13 protein-coding genes and 3 pseudogenes are annotated in these 20,396 nt (G+C 69.1%); 11 read left to right on the forward strand and 5 right to left on the reverse strand.

From position 1 onward, the window contains the following. Positions 1–144 precede the first annotated feature (144 nt). Positions 145–1,626 carry a CHAP domain-containing protein gene (locus ACWD4G_RS40065; RefSeq protein WP_451302652.1) on the reverse strand — a complete coding sequence of 494 codons (1,482 nt, stop codon included), beginning with the start codon at positions 1,624–1,626 and terminating at the stop codon, positions 145–147. 68 nt (positions 1,627–1,694) lie between these two features. On the opposite strand from ACWD4G_RS40065, the pseudogene ACWD4G_RS40070 reads away from it, so the two are divergent. Then, positions 1,695–2,148: pseudogene (locus ACWD4G_RS40070) on the forward strand (transposase); the annotation flags it as partial. A gap of 332 nt (positions 2,149–2,480) precedes the next feature. Continuing rightward, positions 2,481–3,031: pseudogene (locus ACWD4G_RS40075) on the forward strand (IS5 family transposase); the annotation flags it as partial. Positions 3,032–3,114: 83 nt separating this feature from the next. Here ACWD4G_RS40075 and ACWD4G_RS40080 read toward each other — a convergent pair. From ACWD4G_RS40080 to ACWD4G_RS40090, 3 genes are all read right to left on the reverse strand, one after another. Next, complete coding sequence (locus tag ACWD4G_RS40080) at positions 3,115–4,413, reverse strand: MFS transporter (protein WP_451302654.1); 1,299 nt, start codon at positions 4,411–4,413, stop codon at positions 3,115–3,117. Positions 4,414–4,524: 111 nt separating this feature from the next. Next, a complete protein-coding gene (locus tag ACWD4G_RS40085; RefSeq protein WP_451302697.1) occupies positions 4,525–6,057 on the reverse strand; it encodes a type I 3-dehydroquinate dehydratase in 1,533 nt (510 codons plus the stop codon). Between the two features lie 221 nt (positions 6,058–6,278). Next, a complete protein-coding gene (locus ACWD4G_RS40090; RefSeq protein ID WP_451302656.1) occupies positions 6,279–7,724 on the reverse strand; it encodes an MFS transporter in 1,446 nt (481 codons plus the stop codon). 476 nt (positions 7,725–8,200) lie between these two features. Here ACWD4G_RS40090 and ACWD4G_RS40095 point away from each other — a divergent pair, with 476 nt between their 5' ends. Genes ACWD4G_RS40095 through ACWD4G_RS40125 form a run of 7 tightly spaced genes read left to right on the forward strand, consistent with a single transcriptional unit; the run spans position 8,201 to position 14,497 of the window. Further along, positions 8,201–9,691 (forward strand): arsenate reductase/protein-tyrosine-phosphatase family protein, encoded by a 1,491-nt coding sequence (locus ACWD4G_RS40095; protein ID WP_451302658.1) that lies wholly within the window; start codon positions 8,201–8,203, stop codon positions 9,689–9,691. A gap of 23 nt (positions 9,692–9,714) precedes the next feature. Next, the gene (locus ACWD4G_RS40100; RefSeq protein ID WP_451302660.1) at positions 9,715–10,401 is read left to right on the forward strand and encodes a nitroreductase; all 687 of its coding nucleotides are present in this window, start codon (positions 9,715–9,717) and stop codon (positions 10,399–10,401) included. A gap of 36 nt (positions 10,402–10,437) precedes the next feature. Further along, positions 10,438–10,887, forward strand: a complete 450-nt coding sequence (locus ACWD4G_RS40105; protein ID WP_451302662.1) for a hypothetical protein — start codon at positions 10,438–10,440, stop codon at positions 10,885–10,887. Continuing rightward, positions 10,884–11,291: a hypothetical protein gene (locus ACWD4G_RS40110; RefSeq protein WP_451302664.1), complete on the forward strand. Its 408-nt coding sequence runs from the start codon at positions 10,884–10,886 to the stop codon at positions 11,289–11,291. Before ACWD4G_RS40105 ends, ACWD4G_RS40110 begins: the two co-directional genes overlap by 4 nt. Continuing rightward, entirely contained in the window at positions 11,288–12,529 is a 1,242-nt protein-coding gene (locus ACWD4G_RS40115) for an acyl-CoA dehydrogenase family protein (protein WP_451302666.1), read from the forward strand. Before ACWD4G_RS40110 ends, ACWD4G_RS40115 begins: the two co-directional genes overlap by 4 nt. A 21-nt stretch (positions 12,530–12,550) precedes the next feature. Next, the gene (locus ACWD4G_RS40120; RefSeq protein WP_451302668.1) at positions 12,551–13,750 is read left to right on the forward strand and encodes a cytochrome P450; all 1,200 of its coding nucleotides are present in this window, start codon (positions 12,551–12,553) and stop codon (positions 13,748–13,750) included. 6 nt (positions 13,751–13,756) lie between these two features. Beyond that, positions 13,757–14,497: a class I SAM-dependent methyltransferase gene (locus ACWD4G_RS40125; RefSeq protein WP_451302670.1), complete on the forward strand. Its 741-nt coding sequence runs from the start codon at positions 13,757–13,759 to the stop codon at positions 14,495–14,497. Between the two features lie 55 nt (positions 14,498–14,552). Here ACWD4G_RS40125 and ACWD4G_RS40130 read toward each other — a convergent pair whose 3' ends face one another. After that, on the reverse strand, positions 14,553–16,484 hold the full coding sequence (locus tag ACWD4G_RS40130; protein WP_451302672.1) for a Dyp-type peroxidase: 1,932 nt from the start codon (positions 16,482–16,484) through the stop codon (positions 14,553–14,555). 433 nt (positions 16,485–16,917) lie between these two features. Between ACWD4G_RS40130 and ACWD4G_RS40135 the strand changes: the two genes are divergently transcribed. Next, positions 16,918–18,765: a galactose oxidase-like domain-containing protein gene (locus ACWD4G_RS40135; RefSeq protein ID WP_451302674.1), complete on the forward strand. Its 1,848-nt coding sequence runs from the start codon at positions 16,918–16,920 to the stop codon at positions 18,763–18,765. A 217-nt stretch (positions 18,766–18,982) separates the two neighbouring features. After that, positions 18,983–20,280, forward strand: a pseudogene (locus ACWD4G_RS40140) (hypothetical protein); the annotation flags it as partial. Between the last annotated feature and the right edge of the window lie 116 nt (positions 20,281–20,396).

Here is a 20,396-nt window from a genome sequence, read left to right on the forward strand (position 1 = left end):
CGCGGGGCCCCCCCCCCCCCCGCGGCGGCGGCGGGCCGCCCCGCCCCCCCCCCCCCGCAGCGGGAGGGATTGCAGGAGGGGCCGCGCCCCGGTGAGGGGGAAGCCGACGTCAGCGTTCAGCGGGCTCGGATGGCATGGCGGAGGTCACTGCTGGGGAGTGGCGGTCACCTCAAGCGTCTCGATGGCGCCGTTGCCGTCGGCCAGCTGCGCCCCGTTCCACGAGCCGTCGACCCAGCGGACGTTGTGGAAGACCTTGCCCTCGACGAGGGTGAGCACGTGCAGGTCGCCGTTGGGCATGGTGGCCGCCGCGATCTCGCTGATGGCGCCGTTGCCGTCAGCCAGCTGCGCCCCGTTCCACGAACCGTTCGCGTACCGGGCGTTGTGGAACAGCTTGCCGCCGACCAGCGTCAGCACGTGCACGTCGCCGTTGAACACTCCGGCGGCGGCGATGTCGGTGATGGCGCCGTTGCCGTCGGCCAGTTGGGCCCCGTTCCACGAGCCGTTGGCCCAGCGGACGTTGTGGAAGACCTTGCCCTCGACGAGGGTGAGCACGTGCAGGTCGCCGTTGGGCGTGGTGGCCGCCGCGATGTCGGTGATGGCGCCGTTGCCATCGGCCAGCTGCGCCCCGTTCCACGAACCGTTGGCCCAGCGGACGTTGTGGAAGACCTTGCCCTCGACGAGGGTGAGCACGTGCAGGTCGCCGTTGGGCGTGGTGGCCGCCGCGACCTTGCTGATGGCGCCGTTGCCATCGGCCAGTCCCGCTCCGCTCCAGGAGCCGTTGGCGTAGCGGAGGTTGTGGAAGACCTTGCCGCCGACCACCGTCAGAGCATGCATGTCACCGTTGGACGCACCAGCCTCCGCGGTGTCGGTGATGAGGCCGCTGGGGTCGGAGACGTTCGCTCCGCTCCAGGAGCCGTTCGCGTACCGCATGTTGTGGAACGCCTGGCCACCCACTGTCGTCATCACGTGGAGATCACCGTTGGCCGCTGCCAGATTTTTGGGCTTGACGTATCCGGAGATGAGCAGGCTGTCGGTACCGGAGCGCTCGGTGCGGGGGTCGATGACGCGGCGGGCGACCTTGTCACCGTAGTTGCCGTCGACGGTGGTGATGGTGCCGTTGCTGTGCACCGCGGTGACGATGGAGACGTGCCCGCCACTGGCGTTGGCGGGGGTTCCGTAGACAGCGATGTCACCAGGTTCCGGATTGCCGATCCCGCCCGAGGGCCGTGCGCTGAACAGACCCTGTTGCTGACCCCAGAGTCCCACTCCCCGGGCTACCGCGGTGTCGGGAACGGGCGATACACCCGCGGTTCTCCAGACCCAGGAGGCGAAGTAGGCGCACCAGGGTGTCGTGGTGCAGGGACCGTACTTCGTGCATCCGCCGTTGCTCTCCGAGTTGCCGACCTCCGCTTCGGCGACCGAGGCGATCTGGGCCCGGGTCGCGGCGTGACTGGTACCGGTGCCCATCACCAGGGCCGCGGTCATCACCGCCAGCGCGACAGCCAGGTTGACGACCAGCCGGGCCGTACGGGCAGTCAACAATGCCGACGCAGACACATGTACGGGGGCGGGGGCGGAGATGGGCGCGGATGCGGAGGTGGGCTTCAGGCCCGTCGCTGTAGTCATGGCCCCAGCCTCCTGGGCCGGACTTCAGCATGCCTTCAGAGACTCAGCAGCCAGGCTTCAGCCCGACTCCACGACTGCGGGAGTTCGCCACCAAGGGCGAACCGGCCCGGCACATGGTGCTGAGGGCCCTCGCCTCGCCGCTGCCCATACCTGGGTCACCGCGGATTCCGCCTACGGCCAGGACAACCGATTGCGCCGGCTGCTGGAACCGACTATCAGGGTGAGGTCCCTCACCGGATGCGGTGGGCACCGGCCCGGCGCAGCATCAGCAAGCCCGACGAGATCGCCTACTACCTCGCCTGCGCGCCCCTGCAGGTCACCGTCCAGGAGCTGGTGCGGGTCGCCGGGGCACGCTGGGCGATCGAGGAGTGCTTCCAGGCCGCGAAGAACGAGTGCGGCCTGGATCAGTACGAGGTCCGCCGCTACGTGGGCTGGTACCGGCACATCACTCTGGCCATGCTCGCTCACGCCTTCCTGGCCGCCACGGCAGACCGGCCCTGGAAAAAGGGGCGGAACAGGTGAGGCACCTGGGCTCATCAGGCTCACAGTGGCGGAGATTCGGCGACTCCTGGCAGCTTGTCGCGCCCGGCCCCCGCACCTGAGCGGACGCCGCGGACGACACCACGCGCTGAGCTGGTCGAACTGGCGCCGCCAACGCCAAGCAGTCGCCCGCCGCTGTCACTACCTGCGGCGTTTCCGCACGATCGAGGGGCGGTCCCCGTGAGACCGCCCCCGCACGATCGAAGTCCCGCTACACTCCCGCCACCCGGCGAAAGACCAGGTCAGACAGCGAAATCCTGCTGGAGTACTAAGACTCCATTTCAGTTGGCGTGATCTTGCGGCAGTCTGGGGTGATGGCTGCTGCGCTTGTCGAACGGTTGGCGCCGGAGGACCCGTGGGAGTTGTTCCAACGGGTGGTTCCGCCGGCTCCGGAACGCCCGCAGGGTGGAGGACATCGCCGCCGACGGGATCGCGAGGCGCTGGCCGCGATCATCTTCGTGGCCACCTCGGGCTGTACCTGGAACCGACTGCCACCCGGCTTCGGACTGTCGGGAGTGCCCGCCTTCCGCCGGTTCACCGAATGGAGTGAGGCCCGTGTGTGGGCCAAATGCCACCGCCTGGTCCTGGACGAACTCGGCTCCCGAGGCGACCTGGACTGGTCGCGGTGCGCGATCGACTCCGTCAGTGTCCGGGCCCTCAAAGGGGGCAGTTGACGGGACCGAATCCGACCGACCGCGGCAAGAAGGGTTCGAAAATCCACCTCCTCGTGGACCGCAGTGGTCTGCCTCTGTCGATCGGCATCTCTGCGACGGACCTCCATGACAGCCAGTCCCTGATCCCGCTGGTCCGCGGCATCCCGCCCATCCGCTCACGCCTCGGCCCCCGGCGTCGGAAGCCCGGCAAAGAAGTCGCCCGCCAAGCATGCCTGGAGCCCAGCCCCGGCCACTGCTGCGGCCGCCCTTCGACCGGCTGCCTCCGATGCGCGTGTCACTCGGTCTCAAGTCCCGTCCGGCGGGTCTCCGGCAGCAGGGCGAGAAAGATGATCGCGGCCGTCAGTTCCAGGGCGATGACGTAGTAGGCGAGAGCGAGTGGATGGTCGTGGGCGATGGTCCAGGTGGCGAAGATGGGAGCGCTGCCGCCGAAGATGGTGATGGCGAGGTTGTAGGCCACGCCGACACCGGAGGTCCGTACACCGGTGGGAAAGAGTTCGCAGAACACCGCGGCGACGTTGCCGTAGGCGAGGGCGAGTAGCACATTGCCGACCACCGCCACCAGGAGGTAGGTGAGCATGGTCGGATGCTGCAACAGGCGCAGCATCGGATAGGCGAGGAGTGCGAAGCCCAGTGCTTCGGCGATGATCAGCGGACGCCGGCCGGTCTTCCGGTCCGAGACCATGCCGACCAGCGGGAGCACCAGCACGAAGGCCACCAGAGCCACGCAGTTCAGGGCCAGACCGGTCTTCAGCGGGAAGTTTCCGACCAGGTGTGCGTACGTGGGCAGGAACACCTGCCAGGTGAAGTACGTGACCTGGCTGAACTGGATCACCATCACCAGCATGAGGCTGCGCGGATACCGTTTCACGGCCGTTCGCAGCGGCTTGCGCTCGACTTGTCCCGTGGACTGCAGTGAGAGGAAGAGCGGGCTCTCCGGAACCGCGCGCCGCAGGCGGAAGCCGTACAGGCAGAGTGCCGCCCCGATCAGGAACGGGATGCGCCACGCCCAGTCGGCCACCACGTCCTTCGGGAAGACGGTGGTGAGCGTGGTCGCCACCAGCGTGGCGGACAGGATTCCGACGCCGGCGGTCATGTACTGTACGGCGCCGGTCGTCGCCCGGCGGTTCGCCGGGGCGTGCTCGACGATGAAGGTGGAAGCCGCTTGGAATTCCCCGGAGTTGGAGACGTTCTGCACAGCCCGGCCGAGGACGAGACAGATGGGCGCGAACACCCCGATGGTCCGGTACGTGGGCGACAGCCCGATGATCAGCAGCCCCGTCCCCATGAGAAACAGGCTGAGCGAGAGAAGTCTGCGACGGCCCCGCCGGTCCCCGTAGGGCGACAGCAGCATGGCGGCCGCGGGGCGTACGACGAAGGCGACGCCCACCACTAGACCGTAGGTGTAGAGCAGCGCGAACGCCTTGTTCTCCACGGGGAAGAACTGCTGGGCGAAGACGGGGGCGAGCAGGGAATAGATCGTCGCGTCGTAGTACTCGATGAGGTTGCCGATCGCCCCCGCCCTGACCGCCTTGCGGGACTTGTCGGGGAGGGCGGTCAGGGCTTTCACTGGCATGCGGGTCGGGGGCAATGCGACTCCAGGGATGCGGGAGGCGGCCCGGCGCGGTTCGCGGGCGGCGGCCTCGGACGTACCACCACGGCGCCTGGGACCTTTCCTCCACGGAGATCAATCAGAAGGGACCCGGGGCCCGGGCTCGGACGGGACCACCACCCGGGGGCAGAGCGTGGTGCTGTGCTCCGAGGTGTCCTGCGGGAGGGCGTGGGCGGTGTCTGCCGGCATCATGTGCCCGGTCAGCAGCCTGAACTGCTCCCGTACCTCTATGAGCAGCACCGCCCGGCCGTCGATGGTGGGCAGTCCGTGGGCGCGGGCCGCGGTCATCAGCGCGGTGGGCTCGTCCCGGTAGACGAGTTCCAGCACGACGGCCCCGGGGTCGGCGGCCGTGAGCGGGAACGGGGGCCGGTCGGCCAGCGGGGTGGCGTGCACCAGCAGCGAGTGCCCTCGGGCGGAGAATCCGGGGAGGGGCACGAAGGGCAGCCCCAGCAGGGAGGCGGCCCGCAGACCGCGGTCCTGGCTCCGGTTCACCATGGTCACCCGGGCACCCGCCTGACGCAGCGCCAGGGCGACGGCTCGTCCGGCTCCTCCGCAGCCCACGACGGCCGTACTGCACCCGGCCGGATCGATGCCGGCCGCGGCCAGCGAGTCGAGCACACCTGCCGGGTCGGTTGTGTCGGCGTGCCGCCGCCCGTCCTCCAGCGACAGCACGTTCGCCGCGCCGGCGCCACGCGCGGCCCCGGAGGCGGTGTCGGCCAGGGCCAGGGCCTCCTCCTTGTGCGGAGCGGTCACCGTGAGCCCGCGCAGCGGGAGTCCCACGTCCGTCCCCAGGGAAGCCGTCGTGTGCAGGAGACGGGACAGCGAGCGGCTCGGATAGGGGAGGTAGAGCGCCCGCAGGCCCAGCGTGCGCAAGGCCGTGTTGTGCAGCCGGGGAGAGAGCGAACGGCCGGGAGTCACACCGGCGATGCCGTAGAGATGGTCCAGTTCGGGCAACGCGGGCAGCCCGTAGTCCACGACGAGTTGACGCAGGCTCGGCATCCCGTCCGGCCCTTCGGCACCCATGTGACCGAACGCCACGGGCGCGCCGAGCCACGGGGCCAGGATTCGGGTCCAGAAGCCGGTCGGCCCGGAGGCGAAAGCCGTTACGTCGGGCCGGTTCAGGGCGCTGAGGAACACCGGCGCCGATGTGCTGCCTTCGGTGGTGGGCCTCACCGACAGCACGTACAGCGCCGCGGGAACGGCCGCCATCGTGTCGAAGAGCCGGAGCAATCCGTCGCGCTCGCTCTCGGCGCCGTGCCAGGAGACGCGTCGTCGGTGAGGCGGGACGCGGTCCAGCACGCCGGGCGTGAGGTCGTCGGGCCACTCCAGGTCGACCATGTCGTACTGGTCGGCGGCGTGCACGAGTCTGGCCTGCCGTTCGTCGGAGCCGCCCCGGTGACGACCGCCGTGTCGGTGGCTGCGCAGGCAGTACGTCAGCGAGCCGGTGAAGCTCTGCCGCAACCGCGTCGGGTCCGGATCACCCACCAGGTCGGCCCGGACCTCCAGCCCGTCGGCGAGGGGATCGACGGCGCTCAGCGGGGCGCGGTCGAGGTCACCGGGCGAGGTCAGAACGGCCACCAGCCGTGCCCTTCGCCCACCGTGTCTCATGCGTGCCACTGGATGTACTCCTCCGGGCTGACCCTTGTGAATTGGCCGACGGCCGGCGGACGAACGTCTGCCAGTAGACCGCACGGGACGACATGATCAAGGAGGCGCGCTCGCGGTGGAGGGGCGCTGGTGCGGACATCCCTCAAAAGCATTGATCGACTGTGCGGGTCGGTTGACGTTTCGTATCTCGGCGCCGGTCACCGCGGGGCCGCCGCGCCGGTTCATCCCGACGTCTCCGAACCCGGCGCCCGGCGTCGCTCGGCGAGCCCCCGCACCAGCAGGCCGAGCAGAACGGAGGTGCAGCCGATGGCGCAGACGGTGAAGACAGTGACGTAACCGTCGTCTGTCGGAAAGCCGTCGGGGGCGGTGTGGGCGGAGAGGATCACGCCGGTCGCGGCGCTGCCGATCGCGCTGCCGACGACACGGAGCACATGATTGAAGCTGGTGGTGGACCCGAGGTCGCCGCCCGGGACCGCGGAGTGGATCAGGGTGGCCACGATGGCCCAGACCATGCTGCTGCCCAGGCCGAGCGTCAGTATGGCGAGGAGCAGGTGCCACAGCTCGTCGTGGTGGGCGGTCAGAGCGGCATGGGTACCGGTGAGCAGAACTCCGCCGAGCCAGAGCAGCGCATGCGGCCCCGTGCGGTCGGCCGGACGACGTACCAGCCGACTCGCCAGCTGGCTCCCGGCGGAGAACGGGAGCATCACACAACCGGCCGCGAAGACCGAGAGCCCGAGCCCGTAACCCGTGCCGACGGGCGCCTGCACGAGAGTGGCGAGAGCGGAGACACCGGTGAAGGTCGCGGCGCCGAGCACGATCGTGGCGAGATTGGCGAGCAGCACATCGGGATGGACCAGCAACTCGGGCCGGATCAGAGGCTGAGCGACGCGCTGCTCCCACCATGCCCAGGCGGTGAGCAGCAGCGCGGCATCCAGCAGCACGCTCAGCACGATGACGGAGGTCCAGCCCCAACGCGACCCCTGGCTCAGTAAGAGGAGCAGATTCGCCAGACCGGCCACCAGAAGAACGGTGCCCGCCAGGTCGGCGCGTACGGAGGTGGACGGCGAGCCGAGGCCGCCGTCGGCCTCGGCGGCCGGGCGCTTGTCCGGGGGCAGGATCAGCAAGACCCCCACGATGGCCGGTGCGGCCAGGCCGGCCGCGCACCAGAACCCCCAACGGTGGTCGAGGTGCTCGGCGATCAGGCCGGTCAGCGGGAAGCTGAGCCCGGCCCCGGTGGCGGCGGTGACGGTGAGGGCGGTGATGCCGTCCGTGACCTTCGCCGGGGCGAGGTGACGGTGCGCCAGGGCGATCGTCATCGGCAGCATTCCGCAGGCCGGGCCCTGCAGCGCCCGTCCGATCAGGAGCTGAGGAAAGGTGTCGGCGACCGCCGCCAGAGAGGAACCCGACACCGTCAGAGCGAGCACCCCCAGCAGCGCCCGCCGGCTGCGGTGCCCGTCCGCCAGCCGGCCGAGCACCGGGGTGCTGACCGCTCCCACGAGCAGGGTCACGGTCAGCATCCACTGGGCCGAACTCACCGGCACATGATGGGCCCGGGCGATGGAGGGGATCAGCAGCGCGCCGAGCGAGCTCACCATCGTGGTGGACAGTGCGCAGTAGATGAGCAACGGCCCCACTGCGTTCGGTCGTTGCCGCACTCGTGGGCCCATTGCCACCGCCTTCTGAAAGCGCTCGCTCGGATCACCCACGATCTGGCTCTCGCGCGGCGGTGCGAACCCTGCGGTCACTCTCCCGACGGCGTGTCACTGGGCCGAACGGAGGCCTGCGCCCCAGGCCGAGATATCACAACGCAATCAGAATATCGGGAAGCACAATTTCAACCCGGGTACCGCAGAGAGTTATTCCACCGGCGCACGGGGGTCGCACTTCGACATTACGTCGGTCGCGCAACTGTGCGAGGTCGCGAGAATGTGTCCCGCAGTGGCATCCGGAATGCGAATCCCGCTCGATTCAGGGGCTTGAGGCACTTGCGCGGGCCAATCGATGCCTGCACACTCGAATGGGTCGGTGCACTGGTCCGCGCCTGGGCCTGCCGTATGCCTCAGATCATCGACACGGTTCCTTCCGTGCGTTCCGCTGCGAATTGACCAACTCTTCCGCTTGGGCACTCCGGAGGACCATGCGCATGGCCTGGCTCGCGCTCGGATATTTCCTCGCCTACATTCCCTACGCCATGCTCGTGAAAGCGATGTCCAGCGGGATTTCCCCGCTGACCGATGGGCCGGTCGACGGTTTGGTACTGCTACCGGCGGCTGCCCTCGGACAACTCGCCGCGATGCCGCTGTTCCTGACGGCCAGTGGGTGGTGGCGTTACGGCCGGCAGCGTGAGATTCCCGGGGTGGGACGCGTCCGCGTGCCGGGAAGGCAGACTCTTCTGGCGGGGTTATTCACCTCGCTGATCATCGGCACGACCACACTGAATTTCACCTTTTCCGGTGTCTCCATCCTCCTCGTGCTGCTCCTGATGCGCGGGGGAGTGCTGATCCTTTCTCCGCTGGTCGACTCGGCGCGTAAACGAAGCGTTTCGGTTTCCGCGTGGGCCGCGTTCACTTTCAGCCTGCTGGCGGTCTCGGTGGCTCTCGGCGATGTGGACAGTTACCATCTCACCCTGGCGACGGTTCTGAGCGTGCTCGTCTATCTCATCGGCTATGTGGGGCGATTCGAGATCATGAGCCGGGTGGCCAAGACCGGAGTGAAGGTAACCGATCGCCGCTATTTCGTGGAAGAACACGCCGCCGCACCGGTTTTCCTGGTCGGGTTCCTCGCGGCCGCCGCCCTGGCGGGACAGCCGGAACTGCGCACCGGGTTCACCACCTTCCTCGGCACCCCCGCCGCCTGGATGGCCGTCGGAATCGGCGTGGCCTACGAGATCCTGTTCGTGTTCGGCACGCTGATCTACCTCGACCGCCGCGTATACACCTGGTGTGTCCCGGCCAACCGGTGCGCCAGCCTGCTGTCCGGCCTGGTCGCCTCGTACGCCCTCGCCGGACTGGCCGGGTTGCCGGTCCCGGGGAACGCACAGCTGCTCGCGCTGGTCTTCATCGGCGTCGCCATCGTGTCCTTGTCCTACCCCGCGACGGCCTCGTGGTGGTGGGAACGCGGCCTACGCGCGCGGCGGGTGCTGTTCGTCTGCGGGGGCAACACCTCCCGTTCGCCCATGGCCGAAGTCATCGCCAGGGCCCACGCGGCGCAGGCGGGGGATGCCGCGCGTCGCGTGAGCTTCGCCAGCGCGGGAGTCTCCCCGGCCCGGAGCGGAGCGCCGCTGGCTCCCGCCGCCCGGGCCGCGCTCGCCGACCTCGGCATCCGGCGGGTGCCGGGCCCCGTGCACCCCCGCCGCCACCGGGCGAGGTCGGTCACCCCCCAGCTGTGCCGGAGCAGCTCCGTCATCTACTGCATGACGCGCGCGCACCGCGACGCCGTGCTCGCCCTGGTGCCCGACGCGGAGCACCGCACCCACTGCCTGGACCCGCACGGCGACGTCCCCAACCCCGAAGGGCAGCCGCCCGACGTCTACCGCCAGTGCGCACACCGCATCGACGAACTCGTCCGCACCCGCCTGCACGAGTTCCTCGGCGGCGACCCCGGCCCCGACGTCCGCTCCGCCGGGGTGGGTTGAGATACGGAAGGAGTGAGGCGTCCATGACGGCACACGCCGACCTGCCGTACGACGGCCTGTCCCTGATCGCGTCCCGTCATTGCAAGCGTGCCTTCCTCGACCGGCCCGTGCCCCGGCAGGTCCTCGCGGAGGTCCTCCTCGCCGCGGGCCAGGCACCCTCCAGCCGCAATCTTCAGCCGTGGCGGGTGACGGTGGTGACCGGCAGCACCCTCGACGCGTTGACCCGCACCCTCTGCGAAGCCTTCGACCGAAGAGAGCCCTCGCGGCCGGACCACGCCAACCGGCTGTCCGTGCTCGACGACACCGAAGCGGAGCGCGCCCGCGCGGCACTCTCCGGAGTACTGCGCGCCAAGGGCCTCGCACCCGACGACGCCGCGTCCGCCCGGGCCCACCTCCGCGACAACCTGCGCTTCTACGACGCCCCGGCCGCTCTCGTCTGTCACATCCCCGGCGACGCGGTGCCCGGGACCTTTCTGGAGACCGGCCTCTTCCTGCAGAACCTCATGCTCGGGCTGGTCGCCCGGGGCCTGGGCAGCTGCCCGCAGTTCAGCGTCGCGCGCTACGCGGACGCACTGCGCCGGAAGCTGGACATCGACGCCCACCGGATCATCGTCTGCACCCTCGCCGTCGGCTACCCCGACGAGGCGGCACCGGTCAACCGGTTCGTCCCGCCGAGGGCGCGCCTGGAGGAGTACGTCCAGTGGAGCTGACCTCACAGCGAACGCCCGTGGGAGGGAGAGCACTTCATGACCATGCGCTCGGCGGCCGGTACGGCATCACCGGCCGAGCCGTTCCCACCGGACGGCCCCGACGTCTCGGACCTGTTGGGTGACTGGCTCAACGCCGACCGGGGAGCGGTGTCCCAAGGACCGCTCCGGTTGACCGTCAGCCGGTGCGGAACGGGCGTCGCCGTACGGGCCTTCGGAGGCACCGCGCCGGAGGGCCACTTCGCGGCGGGCCGGCATCCGGACGACTGGGGCGAGGTACCGGCGACCGTGTACACCGCGCTCGGCACCCCGTCCGTGGCCTGGTCGTTCTCCGCCGTCTACGAACTCGGCGCATTCCGCACGGTTCTCTCCGGCTACCACAAGACGGGCATCCTGGTGGCCACCACCTCCACGATCGCCCTCGACGGAGACGGACGCCTCGGTGAGTGGACCAGGTCCTTCTTCCACCGAGTGGAGGAGCGCTCATGACGACATCGCACACCGACCTGGCCGGCCTCACGGGCATGTGGGCCAACTTCGACCCCACCGCCACGGGCATCCGGTTCGTCGACGCCACCGAGGACAAGGGCCGACTCGCGCTGAGCATCACCGAGGACGCCCCCGGCGCCGTCGACACCGGCGGCGCGCTCGCCGCCACGCCACTGGGTGACCCGGGCGGCGAGGGCCCGGCCGTGGGCTTCCTCGCCGAAGGGCGGCTCGGCACCAGGAACGTCATCCTCTGCGGTTACCTCAACCGCGGCCTGCTCACCCTCGACGTCCACACGGTCCACCGCGACGACCAGCGGGTGCCGAACGCGATGTACCGCGCCCATTACTACCGTCCGGGACTCGGCCGGCCGTCCGAACCTCCGGAAGGGGTTCCTCTCCCATGACCGCCGACCTGGTGCACGGCTCTCAGGAGCCGCACGGCTCTGTTCCCGGGCGCCGTGCCGCCCTCGACATCGCACAGAAGATGGCCGCGGAGACGTTCTCGGCCCGCGCGGACGACTACGACCGCAGGGCCGCCTTCCCCGCGGAGGACTTCGACGACCTCTTCACCGCCGGTCTGCTGGGCGCCGCCGTGCCACGCGAGTACGGCGGACTGGGCTACGGCCCGCAGCAGCGCGACACGCTGCCCTTGTGGGAGCTGACCACCGTCCTGGCCTCGGCGGATCTCTCGCTGGCGCGCTGCTGGGAGGGACACGCCAACTCGCTGGTGCTCATCGACGCGCTGGGGACACCCGAGCAGAAGCGGCGCTGGTTCGCGGGCGTGGTCGAGCGAGGCGAGAAGTGGGTGGCCTGGAGCGGCGAACCACGGGCCCCCAAGCCCGGGGAGGCCAGTCGTTTCGGTACGACGCTCACCTCGGTCGAGGGCGGCTGGACCGTACGGGGCAGCAAGGCGTTCGCCACCAGTGCCACGGGCGCCCAGTGGGCCATCCTCTTCGTCGACCCCGCCGGGCCCGGCGGAGCACGACACGCACCGTCCGTTCCGAACGGCCGCACGACGGGCAGCGGACTGCTGATGCTCGCCTGCGATCTGTCGGACCCGACCGTGAGCGTCGACGACTCGTGGTGGGACCCGGTGGGCATGCGCGCGACGGTCAGCCACCTCGTGCGGTTCGACGACACGTTCATCCCCCGGGACCACGTCATCGGCGCACCCGGCAGCTATCTCACCGGGCACTGGCAGGCCGCGTTCGTCCCCCACTACGCCTCCAGCTTCCTGGGCGCCGCCCAGGCAGCCCACGACTACGGGCTGGCGTACCTCAAGAAGCAGGGCAAAGGCACCGACCCGTACGTACGACAGCGCGCCGGCAGTATGGCCGTCAACGTGGACACCGCCCGCCTGTGGCTGCGCCATGTCGCCGCGCTGTGGGACGAGGGCCGGGTGGACGAGGCGAGGCTCGCCGGCAGCAAGGCCCGGCATGTCGTCGAGCACCTGGCGGAGGAGACCGTGCACCACTGCATCCGTGCCTGCGGCGCCCGCAGTCTGGTCCGCCCCAGCCCGGTGGAACGCATCCTGCGCGATCTGACCTTCTACCAGCGCCACGACAACGACGACCACATCCTCGCCACCATCGGACGCGCGGCGCTCGGCGAGGACCACGACCCGTCCTTCCACAAACCCTGAGTCGAGTGAGGAGGGACCGCGATGCCCGACCCGAACCGTCGTCCCGTCGCCTTCCCCTTCGACACCCGTGTCCACTCCGAGGTGTTCGAGAGGCTGGCCCGGCTGCGCGAGAACGAACCCGCTACCCGAGTGGTCATCGCCAGCGGACACGAGGTGTGGCTGGTGACCCGGTACGAGGACGTACGACAGGTGCTCCGCGACCGGCGGTTCAGCGTGACGGCCAACACCGCCTTCGACGCGCCCCGGTTGTTCACCGTCCCCTTCCCGCCCGGCGTGTCCCTCCTGCGGGACACCGAGCCGCCGGACCACGCCCGGCTGCGCCGGCTCGTCATGCCCGCGTTCCGGGCGCGCCAGGTCGAGCGATCGCTGTCACTGATCCAGAAGATCACCGACGGTCTCCTCGACGCCATGGCCGAAGCCGGCCCGCCCGCCGACCTCGTCGCCGACTACGCACGCCCCCTGCCCATGGCCGTGATCTGCGCATGGCTGGGCGTTCCGGTCGAAGAGGGCGACCGTATCCTGGCCCTGGCGGACACGATGAACAGCAAGGGCCCCCTGGAGCGCATCACCGCAGCCCAGCGGAAGATGTGTGACTATCTGGCCACCCTGATGGACTCCCGGCGCGCGGCACCCGGCGACGATCTGCTCAGCGCCCTGGTCACGGCACACGACGAACACGGCGCGCTCTCCGGCGCCGAGCTGACCGGGATGGGAGTCAGCCTGCTGTTCGCGGGCCACACGGTGGTGACCACCGTCATGGCCGCGGCCCTGCGCACCCTGCTGCACCGGCCCGCCGACCTCGCCCGGCTGCGCGACGACCCGGCGCTGGCGGACAGCGCGGTGGAGGAACTGCTGCGCTATCACCTGGTCCTGAGGGACGGTCAGATCAGGGTGGCCACCGAGGACGTCGACATCGCCGGGATCACCGTCCGCGCCGGAGAGTCCGTCGTGGCCTCCCTGAACTCCGCCAACCACGACACGGATGTCTTCTCCGACCCCGAACGCCTCGATCTGGGCCGCGACCCCAATCCGCATGTGGCCTTCGGCCACGGCATACACCGATGCCTGGCCTCCCACCTCGCCCGGGCGGAACTGCGCATCGGCCTCACCACGCTCCTGGCCCGCTTTCCCGGGCTGCGCCTGACCGCCGCCGAGGCGTCGGCGGACTGGAAGGAGCACCAGCGCCTGCAAGCGCTCGCCACCCTCCCCGTCACCTGGTGAGCGCGCATGGCCTTCCATTCCACCAAGACGGGCCAGTTCGCCTACTTCGACACCCAACTCGGCCGTCCGGACTGGACCGACCGCAGGGTGCTGGACTTCGGCGGGAACATCGGCGCGTTCCTGGAGGAGGCCGCGGGACGGGTGAAACCGCCGCTCTACTGGTGCCTCGATGTGGCGCGGTCCGCGATCGAGGAGGGCCGGCGACGCGCACCGGAGGCTCACTGGATCTTCTACGACCGGGGCAACCCGCAGTTCAATCCCGGCGGCGTCCAACGGCTCGCGCTGCCCGACCTGGGAACACGCTTCGACTACATCCTCGCGTACTCCGTGTTCACCCATACCCCCGACGCCGAGACCGTCGAACTGGTGGACGCGCTGCGGTCGATGCTGACCGACGACGGCACGCTCGCCTTCACCTTCATCGACCCGGGCTGGGCACCGCCGGGCGAAGGGCAGAAACCCAATGTGCGGTGGCGGCTGAACAGCCACTCCTTGGGGAACACGGCGGAGCCGCCCCCGGATTCGGCACACCTGGACGCCGCCGTCGAGCGGGCCCGCGAGGCTTCCTGGTGCGCGGTCGTGGACCAGACCCTGCTGTTCGACGCCGACGCCCCGGTCGGCCCGTGCGGACGGTACGACGTGCTCTGGAGCCCGGACCATGCCCGGTCACTGTTCCCGTCCGCCGAGGTACGCCCCCCTGTGGCGCCGGAGCGGCAGCACTGCTGTCTGATCGGCCCGAAGGACTGACGGCGCCTGCCCTCGTGGAGCGGGCGCCGTCAGGAGGCCGGCGTGCCGGAAGGCGTCAGCGGCCGGCGGTGTCGGTGTGCCAGATCGCCTTGCCCTTGTTGTAGATCACCACGTTCCCGTCGGCCTGCACGACGAGCTTGGCCTCCGGGTTGCCCGCGGTGCCGGAGCTGAAGAGCTTCTGGGCGGGGTTCTTCGGGTCGATGACGAAGAGCTCCCCGTTCTCGAACCGCGCCTGTGCCTTCGGACCGGCCGCGGTCTTCGCCGACCAGCGGACCTTGTTGTTCTTGCTGTCGACGACCCGAAGGTCGCCGTCCTCGGTCAGGAAGAGCCGCACCGTGCCCGAGTCGACGGTGTCCCGCTCGGTGTTGTCGAAGCTGTCGGAGGTGAAGATCGTGTTCGCGTGAACGACCATGTTGGTGTTCATCCGGCCCTCTGCCAGCTGGTCGATGACCGAGATGCACGGCGTGAAGGCGTACACCGCCCCCTCGGTCCGTACGAACTGGGCGAACTTCAACGGGACCGGCGGCTCACCGTTGTTCTCCGAGCGTTCCCACGAGACCACGGTCTCCTCACCCGCCACAGGGTCGGAGCCGGTGGGGTTCGGGCCGGGGTCGATCTGCTCGTGGTGGGTGTTGGGGTTGGGCTTGGGGAACGTCTCGTCGTTCATCCAGTCCCGCTGGATGAACTCGAACTGCCGGAAGAGGTCGGCCTGGTACGAGACGAAGACCAGACCACGAGGCGCGTCCGGGCCGTTGAGCGCCGAGGCGGACGGGTCGAACGGCAGGCCGTACGGAATGCCGCGGCGCATGATCCGGCGGTGGTTGAACTTCGTGTCGTCGACGAACTGGCCGGTCCTGGGGTCCTTGAAACCGTCCCTGGGGTTGGTCTTGCGCAGGTGGGACCAGAGCGGGGTGACCTTTCCGTCGGGGTCGTTCCTGAACGAGATCAGATTGTCGCTCGATGATTCCGCGTTGTACGACATGTCGGCGTGCGGACACTTCGCCACGGGGGTCCCGGTGCGCCAGCGTCCGACGAGCCGTGCCGCCAGCCACTCGGTCGTCGCCTCCGGGGGCGCCGCCTTCGCCTCCTTCAGCACCTTCAGCTGTGCGGCCACGCCGGCCCACCAGCCGGGGACGTCCTGAGCCAGTCGGCGCACCACCTGGAAGGAGCCCAACTGCGCCCACTCCGGGTACGGCAGGGGGTGCGGACGCTCACGCTCCAGGCCGACGACGAACTCGCCGGGCCTGATCAGGATGGTGCCCGGGTGGCCCTTCTCGTAGACCGGGTTCTTCGGGTCCGGCTCGTCGAGGTACTTGATCGCCGGCTCGCTGACGCCGTCCTTGAACCCGAAGTGCTCCCGGCCTCGGCGAGGGCCTTCGAGGGTGGCGCCCTCCTGCTCGTAGACGGTGACGATCTTGGCGCGGGCGAGGTCCTGGCGTACGTCTCCCAGGGTGGCCCGCAGTACGTGCGCCTGGTCGGCGGCGAGGGTGAGCACCGCGTGGACGCTGCCGCCGCCGAAGTTGCCGAAGAGCCAGTTCTGGGGGGCGTTCTGCCCGGTGTCGCCGAGCGCCGCCGCACGTTTGGCCGGGCCCTCGACGAAAGCCTTCAGCGGGCCGTCGGTGCTGTTGTTGTCGACGCCGGGCAGGGGGTTGTTTCCGGTGAGGAACTTCAGCCCGTCGAAGGTGAAGCTGATGCCGTACCACAGCGCGTTCAGGTTCTTCGGGTCGTCGCCACCGGAGTACGAGCGGGCCCGGGAGAACTCCCGGTTGAACTTCGCCACCTGACCGGTGGTGGCGATGAGCGGCCGCAACTGCTTCAGCCAGGTGTGCGTCAGTTGCTGGTCCTCGAACCGCAGGAACACCAGCTGCATGTGGTCCTTCTTGAACCCGGCGAGTACATCGCCCTGGATCTCGGTGTCCTCACGCAGGAACAGGTTTTCGGGGCCGGTTGGCCTCTTGGGGTCGGCCGACTCCGTGTACGTGGACATACGTGCGCTTCCTCCGATGAATTCGACGGCATATTTTCGCCTTCCCTACCCCGTGCGAATAGCAGCGAGAGGTGATTTCGAGTCAAGCATCCAAGTGGCATAGATATTCACCCGGTTGGTGGAGCGCATGAAGGGCGCACACTCCCTGACCGTGACCCCGGCATGTGCGCCGGTGCCTCTGATGCCGGTATCGACGTGCATGGAGCGGGAAATTCCTGGTATTCGTTTTGATTGTTGCAACGACAGCGTTGCGGGAAGGGTACGGACGTCTCGGGGCGTGCGCGTCGCGGGTTTCGTCTTTGGTTTCCTTTCTCTGAATTTCGATCCCTGGTTTCCTCAGGTGGCTAGGAGAGCCATGCCTCCAAAAAAGATTTCCGCGGCCTTTTCAGCGTGCGCGCTGGCAGCCGCGCTGGCCGTCACGACGGGGTTGGTCGTGCCGTCCGCCTACGCGCATGACGGCGCACATCACGAGGGCGCCGGCGCGGATGACACCAAGAAGGCCCATCCGTCCGATCGGCAGATCAAGAAGGAGATGAGACGCGACGAGGCCGCCGTCCTGGGTGAGGAACACGCCCGGGAGCACGCCCGGCTCCGGGCGACGGCCAAGGCCCTGGGCGAGTATCCGCAGACGACCCGTACCGAGCGCCTGAAGAAGCTGACGGAGTCCCAGGCGGAGACCAACAAGCAGTACGCGGCCGACCAGTTCGGCCGGTTCGCGGAGTACTTCCCCTCGCCGGACTACGGCGACCACATCGCCATGCTGCCCACCGGCAAGGTGCTGCTCTTCTCCTTCGAACCGATCGAGGACAACCCCCAGAAGGAGACCGCCCCCACCGACGTCATCGGCAAGGAGAACGCCGGCCGCGCGTATCTGTGGGACCCGGACAAGGGGACGGGACCCGACGCGTTCAAGAGCGTCCCCCCGCCGATGGTGGTGATGCCGGACGGCAAGAACGAGGAGCGCCCGGCACCGTTCTTCTGCTCCGGCCACGCGTTCCTGCCCAACGGCATGGTGGGCGTGTTCGGCGGCAACCTCGGCGGCAACGGCGGCAGCGGCGCCAAGCTGTCACTCGTCTTCGACCCCTGGACCGAGACCTGGTACCGCAACCAGGACATGTCGGTCGGCCGCTGGTACCCCGGTGTCGTGGAGGGGCCGGACGGTCGACTCCTCATCATGTCGGGCCAGTCGGAGATCGGCTGGGGCACCCCCACCCCCCTCGTCGAGCGCTTCCCCGCCAAATCGCACCCGGTGCCCTGGCAGAAGGACGACGTGCCGGTGAACGTACCGGTCGACAAGTTCCGTGCCACCGCGCCCTTCACCAGGGACTACCCGCACCTCTTCTCGCTGCGCGACGGCAAGATCTACGGCCTCGGCCGGATGGTCAACGAGCAGTACGTCTTCGACCTGCAGACGGAGTCGCGGGCGAAGCTGCCCGACCGGCCCAACATCCCCTGCAAGGACGCGAGGGACGGCAACGGCGAGGGCTGCAATCCGGAGCGCATCAACGGCTCCGCGGTGGCGCTGCCCAACGGCTACCAGGGCCCGGACTCGGTCCTGATCCTCGGCGGCAACCGGGACGACGCGAACACCTACGAGCTGAGCAAGGGCACGTCCTGGATCAAACGTGAGCCACGGGCCTTCGGCCGGTCGAACGACAACACCGTCATCCTGCCGGACGGCAAGCTGTTCACGGTCAACGGCTCCTTCCACATCCGCAACTACGGCAACGGCATGTACAACCCGAACGCCCTGCCGAAGTACCGCCACACAGAGGCGCGGGACGAGGACGGCAACTGGAAGCTCGGGCCCGTCCAGCGGCTGCCGCGCGGCTACCACTCCAACGCGGTGCTCATGCCCGACGGGCGGATTCTGGTCACCGGGGACGAGGCGCAGCAGATCGCCAACGACCCGGACATCAAGGACGACATGCACGGCAGCATCGAGATGTTCGAGCCGTGGTACATGCACGTCGGCAACCGGCCCCAGCTCAACAGGGTCCCGGCCGGTGCGCTGAACTACGACTCCGCCTTCTCGGTGCAGACCTCCACGCCGGGGCAGGTCTCCCGTGCCGTCCTCGTGGCGCCGTCGACCGTCACGCACTCGACGAACTCCAGCCAGCGCCACCTCCAGGTCAAGATCAACAACCGGGACGGCAACAGGCTCAACCTACAGACCCCGGCAACGGCCGCTGACGCCCCGCCCGGGTGGTACATGCTGTTCCTGCTGGACGAGCGGGGCGTACCGAGCACCGCGAAGTGGGTAAAACTGGAGCCCGCGTAAGCCGTGTCCTCACCAGGCGGTGACTGACGGATCACGAATCCCGGCCCCGCCGAACGAACCGCCCGGGGACCCCGCGACGACTACAGCGGGGTCCCCGGAACGCGGCCAGGCGCCTTCAGCCGGCTGGGGTGTGGTGGGGGTGGATCGGGAGGGGTACTCGTGCGGTGGCCCGACGGCAGCCGCCCAGTGGGGAGACGCAAGCAGTAGGGGGCCACGTATGGCTCGGCCCGATGACGAGGTTGCCGCGTCGTTCCAGGAGTACGCGGATCTGATCTCGATCACCGGAGGAGACGCGTTCCGGGTGCCGCTCATCGGCCCTACCTTGGTGGATTACCCGAAGCTCGTCGAGGTGGAGCCGAAGCTCGTGGTGTACACGCTGACCGAACAGCAGGCTGCCATGCTCCGCCAGATCGCTGCAGCGTCCAGTGCCGTGCCCATCGCGCCCAAGAGATCGAACACGGCTTGGGCCCTTGAGCAGCGTGGGCTGATCAAGCGGAGCTGGCGCGGTAGCGGGCATGTCGCAGTGGTGACGTCGGACGGCCGCTACTTCCTCAAACATGGCAAGCATCCCAAGGAGGTCCAGGCCGAGAAGGAGCGCTTGGCCGGTGATGCCGAACAGGCCGAGCGCGCTCCTGCCGACGGAGCCGAGCTGATCGCTCGGCTCCAGTCCGCCACTGCCGGGAAGCTCACCGTCCCTCATCCGGGCCCGCGGACCCGGGGGCGGTGGCGGGCGGCCTACTACGACGCACTCCATCACGGTCACGTACCGGGAGAGCACAAGCTGCGCTGGACCGGACGGCAGCGTGGTGACTGCGTCTTCACGTTGGCCGATGAGGAAGCCGAGAAGGCTGCGCAACCGCCGCCGGTACCGACCATCGACGTCCCCGACATGCTGGGCCGTCCTCATAGGCTCGTCCGTGCCACACGCAAGGCCCTCGGCAGGTCCAAGACCGTAGTCGACACCCGCGGGACGGCCGAGGCGGAAAGCCGCAGCTACGAGGTGGAAACCCGAACCGACCTCCATCGCGGCCAAGCCGAACACCAGATGGTCATCGTCATCCGCGGACACGCGCTCCCGCTCGCGATCACAGGGCAGACGACCAAGGTGCCACACGAGCCGACCGCTCAGGAGATCCGCCACCAGCAAGGCAATCCCTGGACGCGTATCCCCAAGTACGACCACGAGTCGACGGACGCCTCGAACTCGGTGCGCCCGCCAGAAGCTGGTACGAGCATTCGTACACCCACCGGGACAGCGCACGGTGGACACTGGAGTCCCGCCTGGGGCACCTTCTGCACGATCTCGAACCACGTGCCGCGGCGGCCGAACGCCGGCAGCGGGAAGAAGAACTCCGCAAGGCCGAGCAGCGACACCGCTGGTACGCGGCTGTTGCGCAGGCACGGGAGCGGCAAGTCGAGCGGCATCGAGCGAAGGTCCTGGTCGAGCAGGTGGAGGCGCAGCATCGTGCCGACGAGATCCGCGCCTTCTGCCGCGCGGCCCGAACGAGAGCCGACGGCGCGTCCACTGCGGCCGCGCGCATCATGGAGGACATCAGGTTGTAGGCCCGCTTGATCGCAGCGGCCCCCGCCCCCTTCTCGATCAGGGTCCGGATCCAACTCTGGACGCCCAT

The sequence above is a fragment of the Streptomyces sp. NPDC002643 genome (assembly GCF_053592555.1).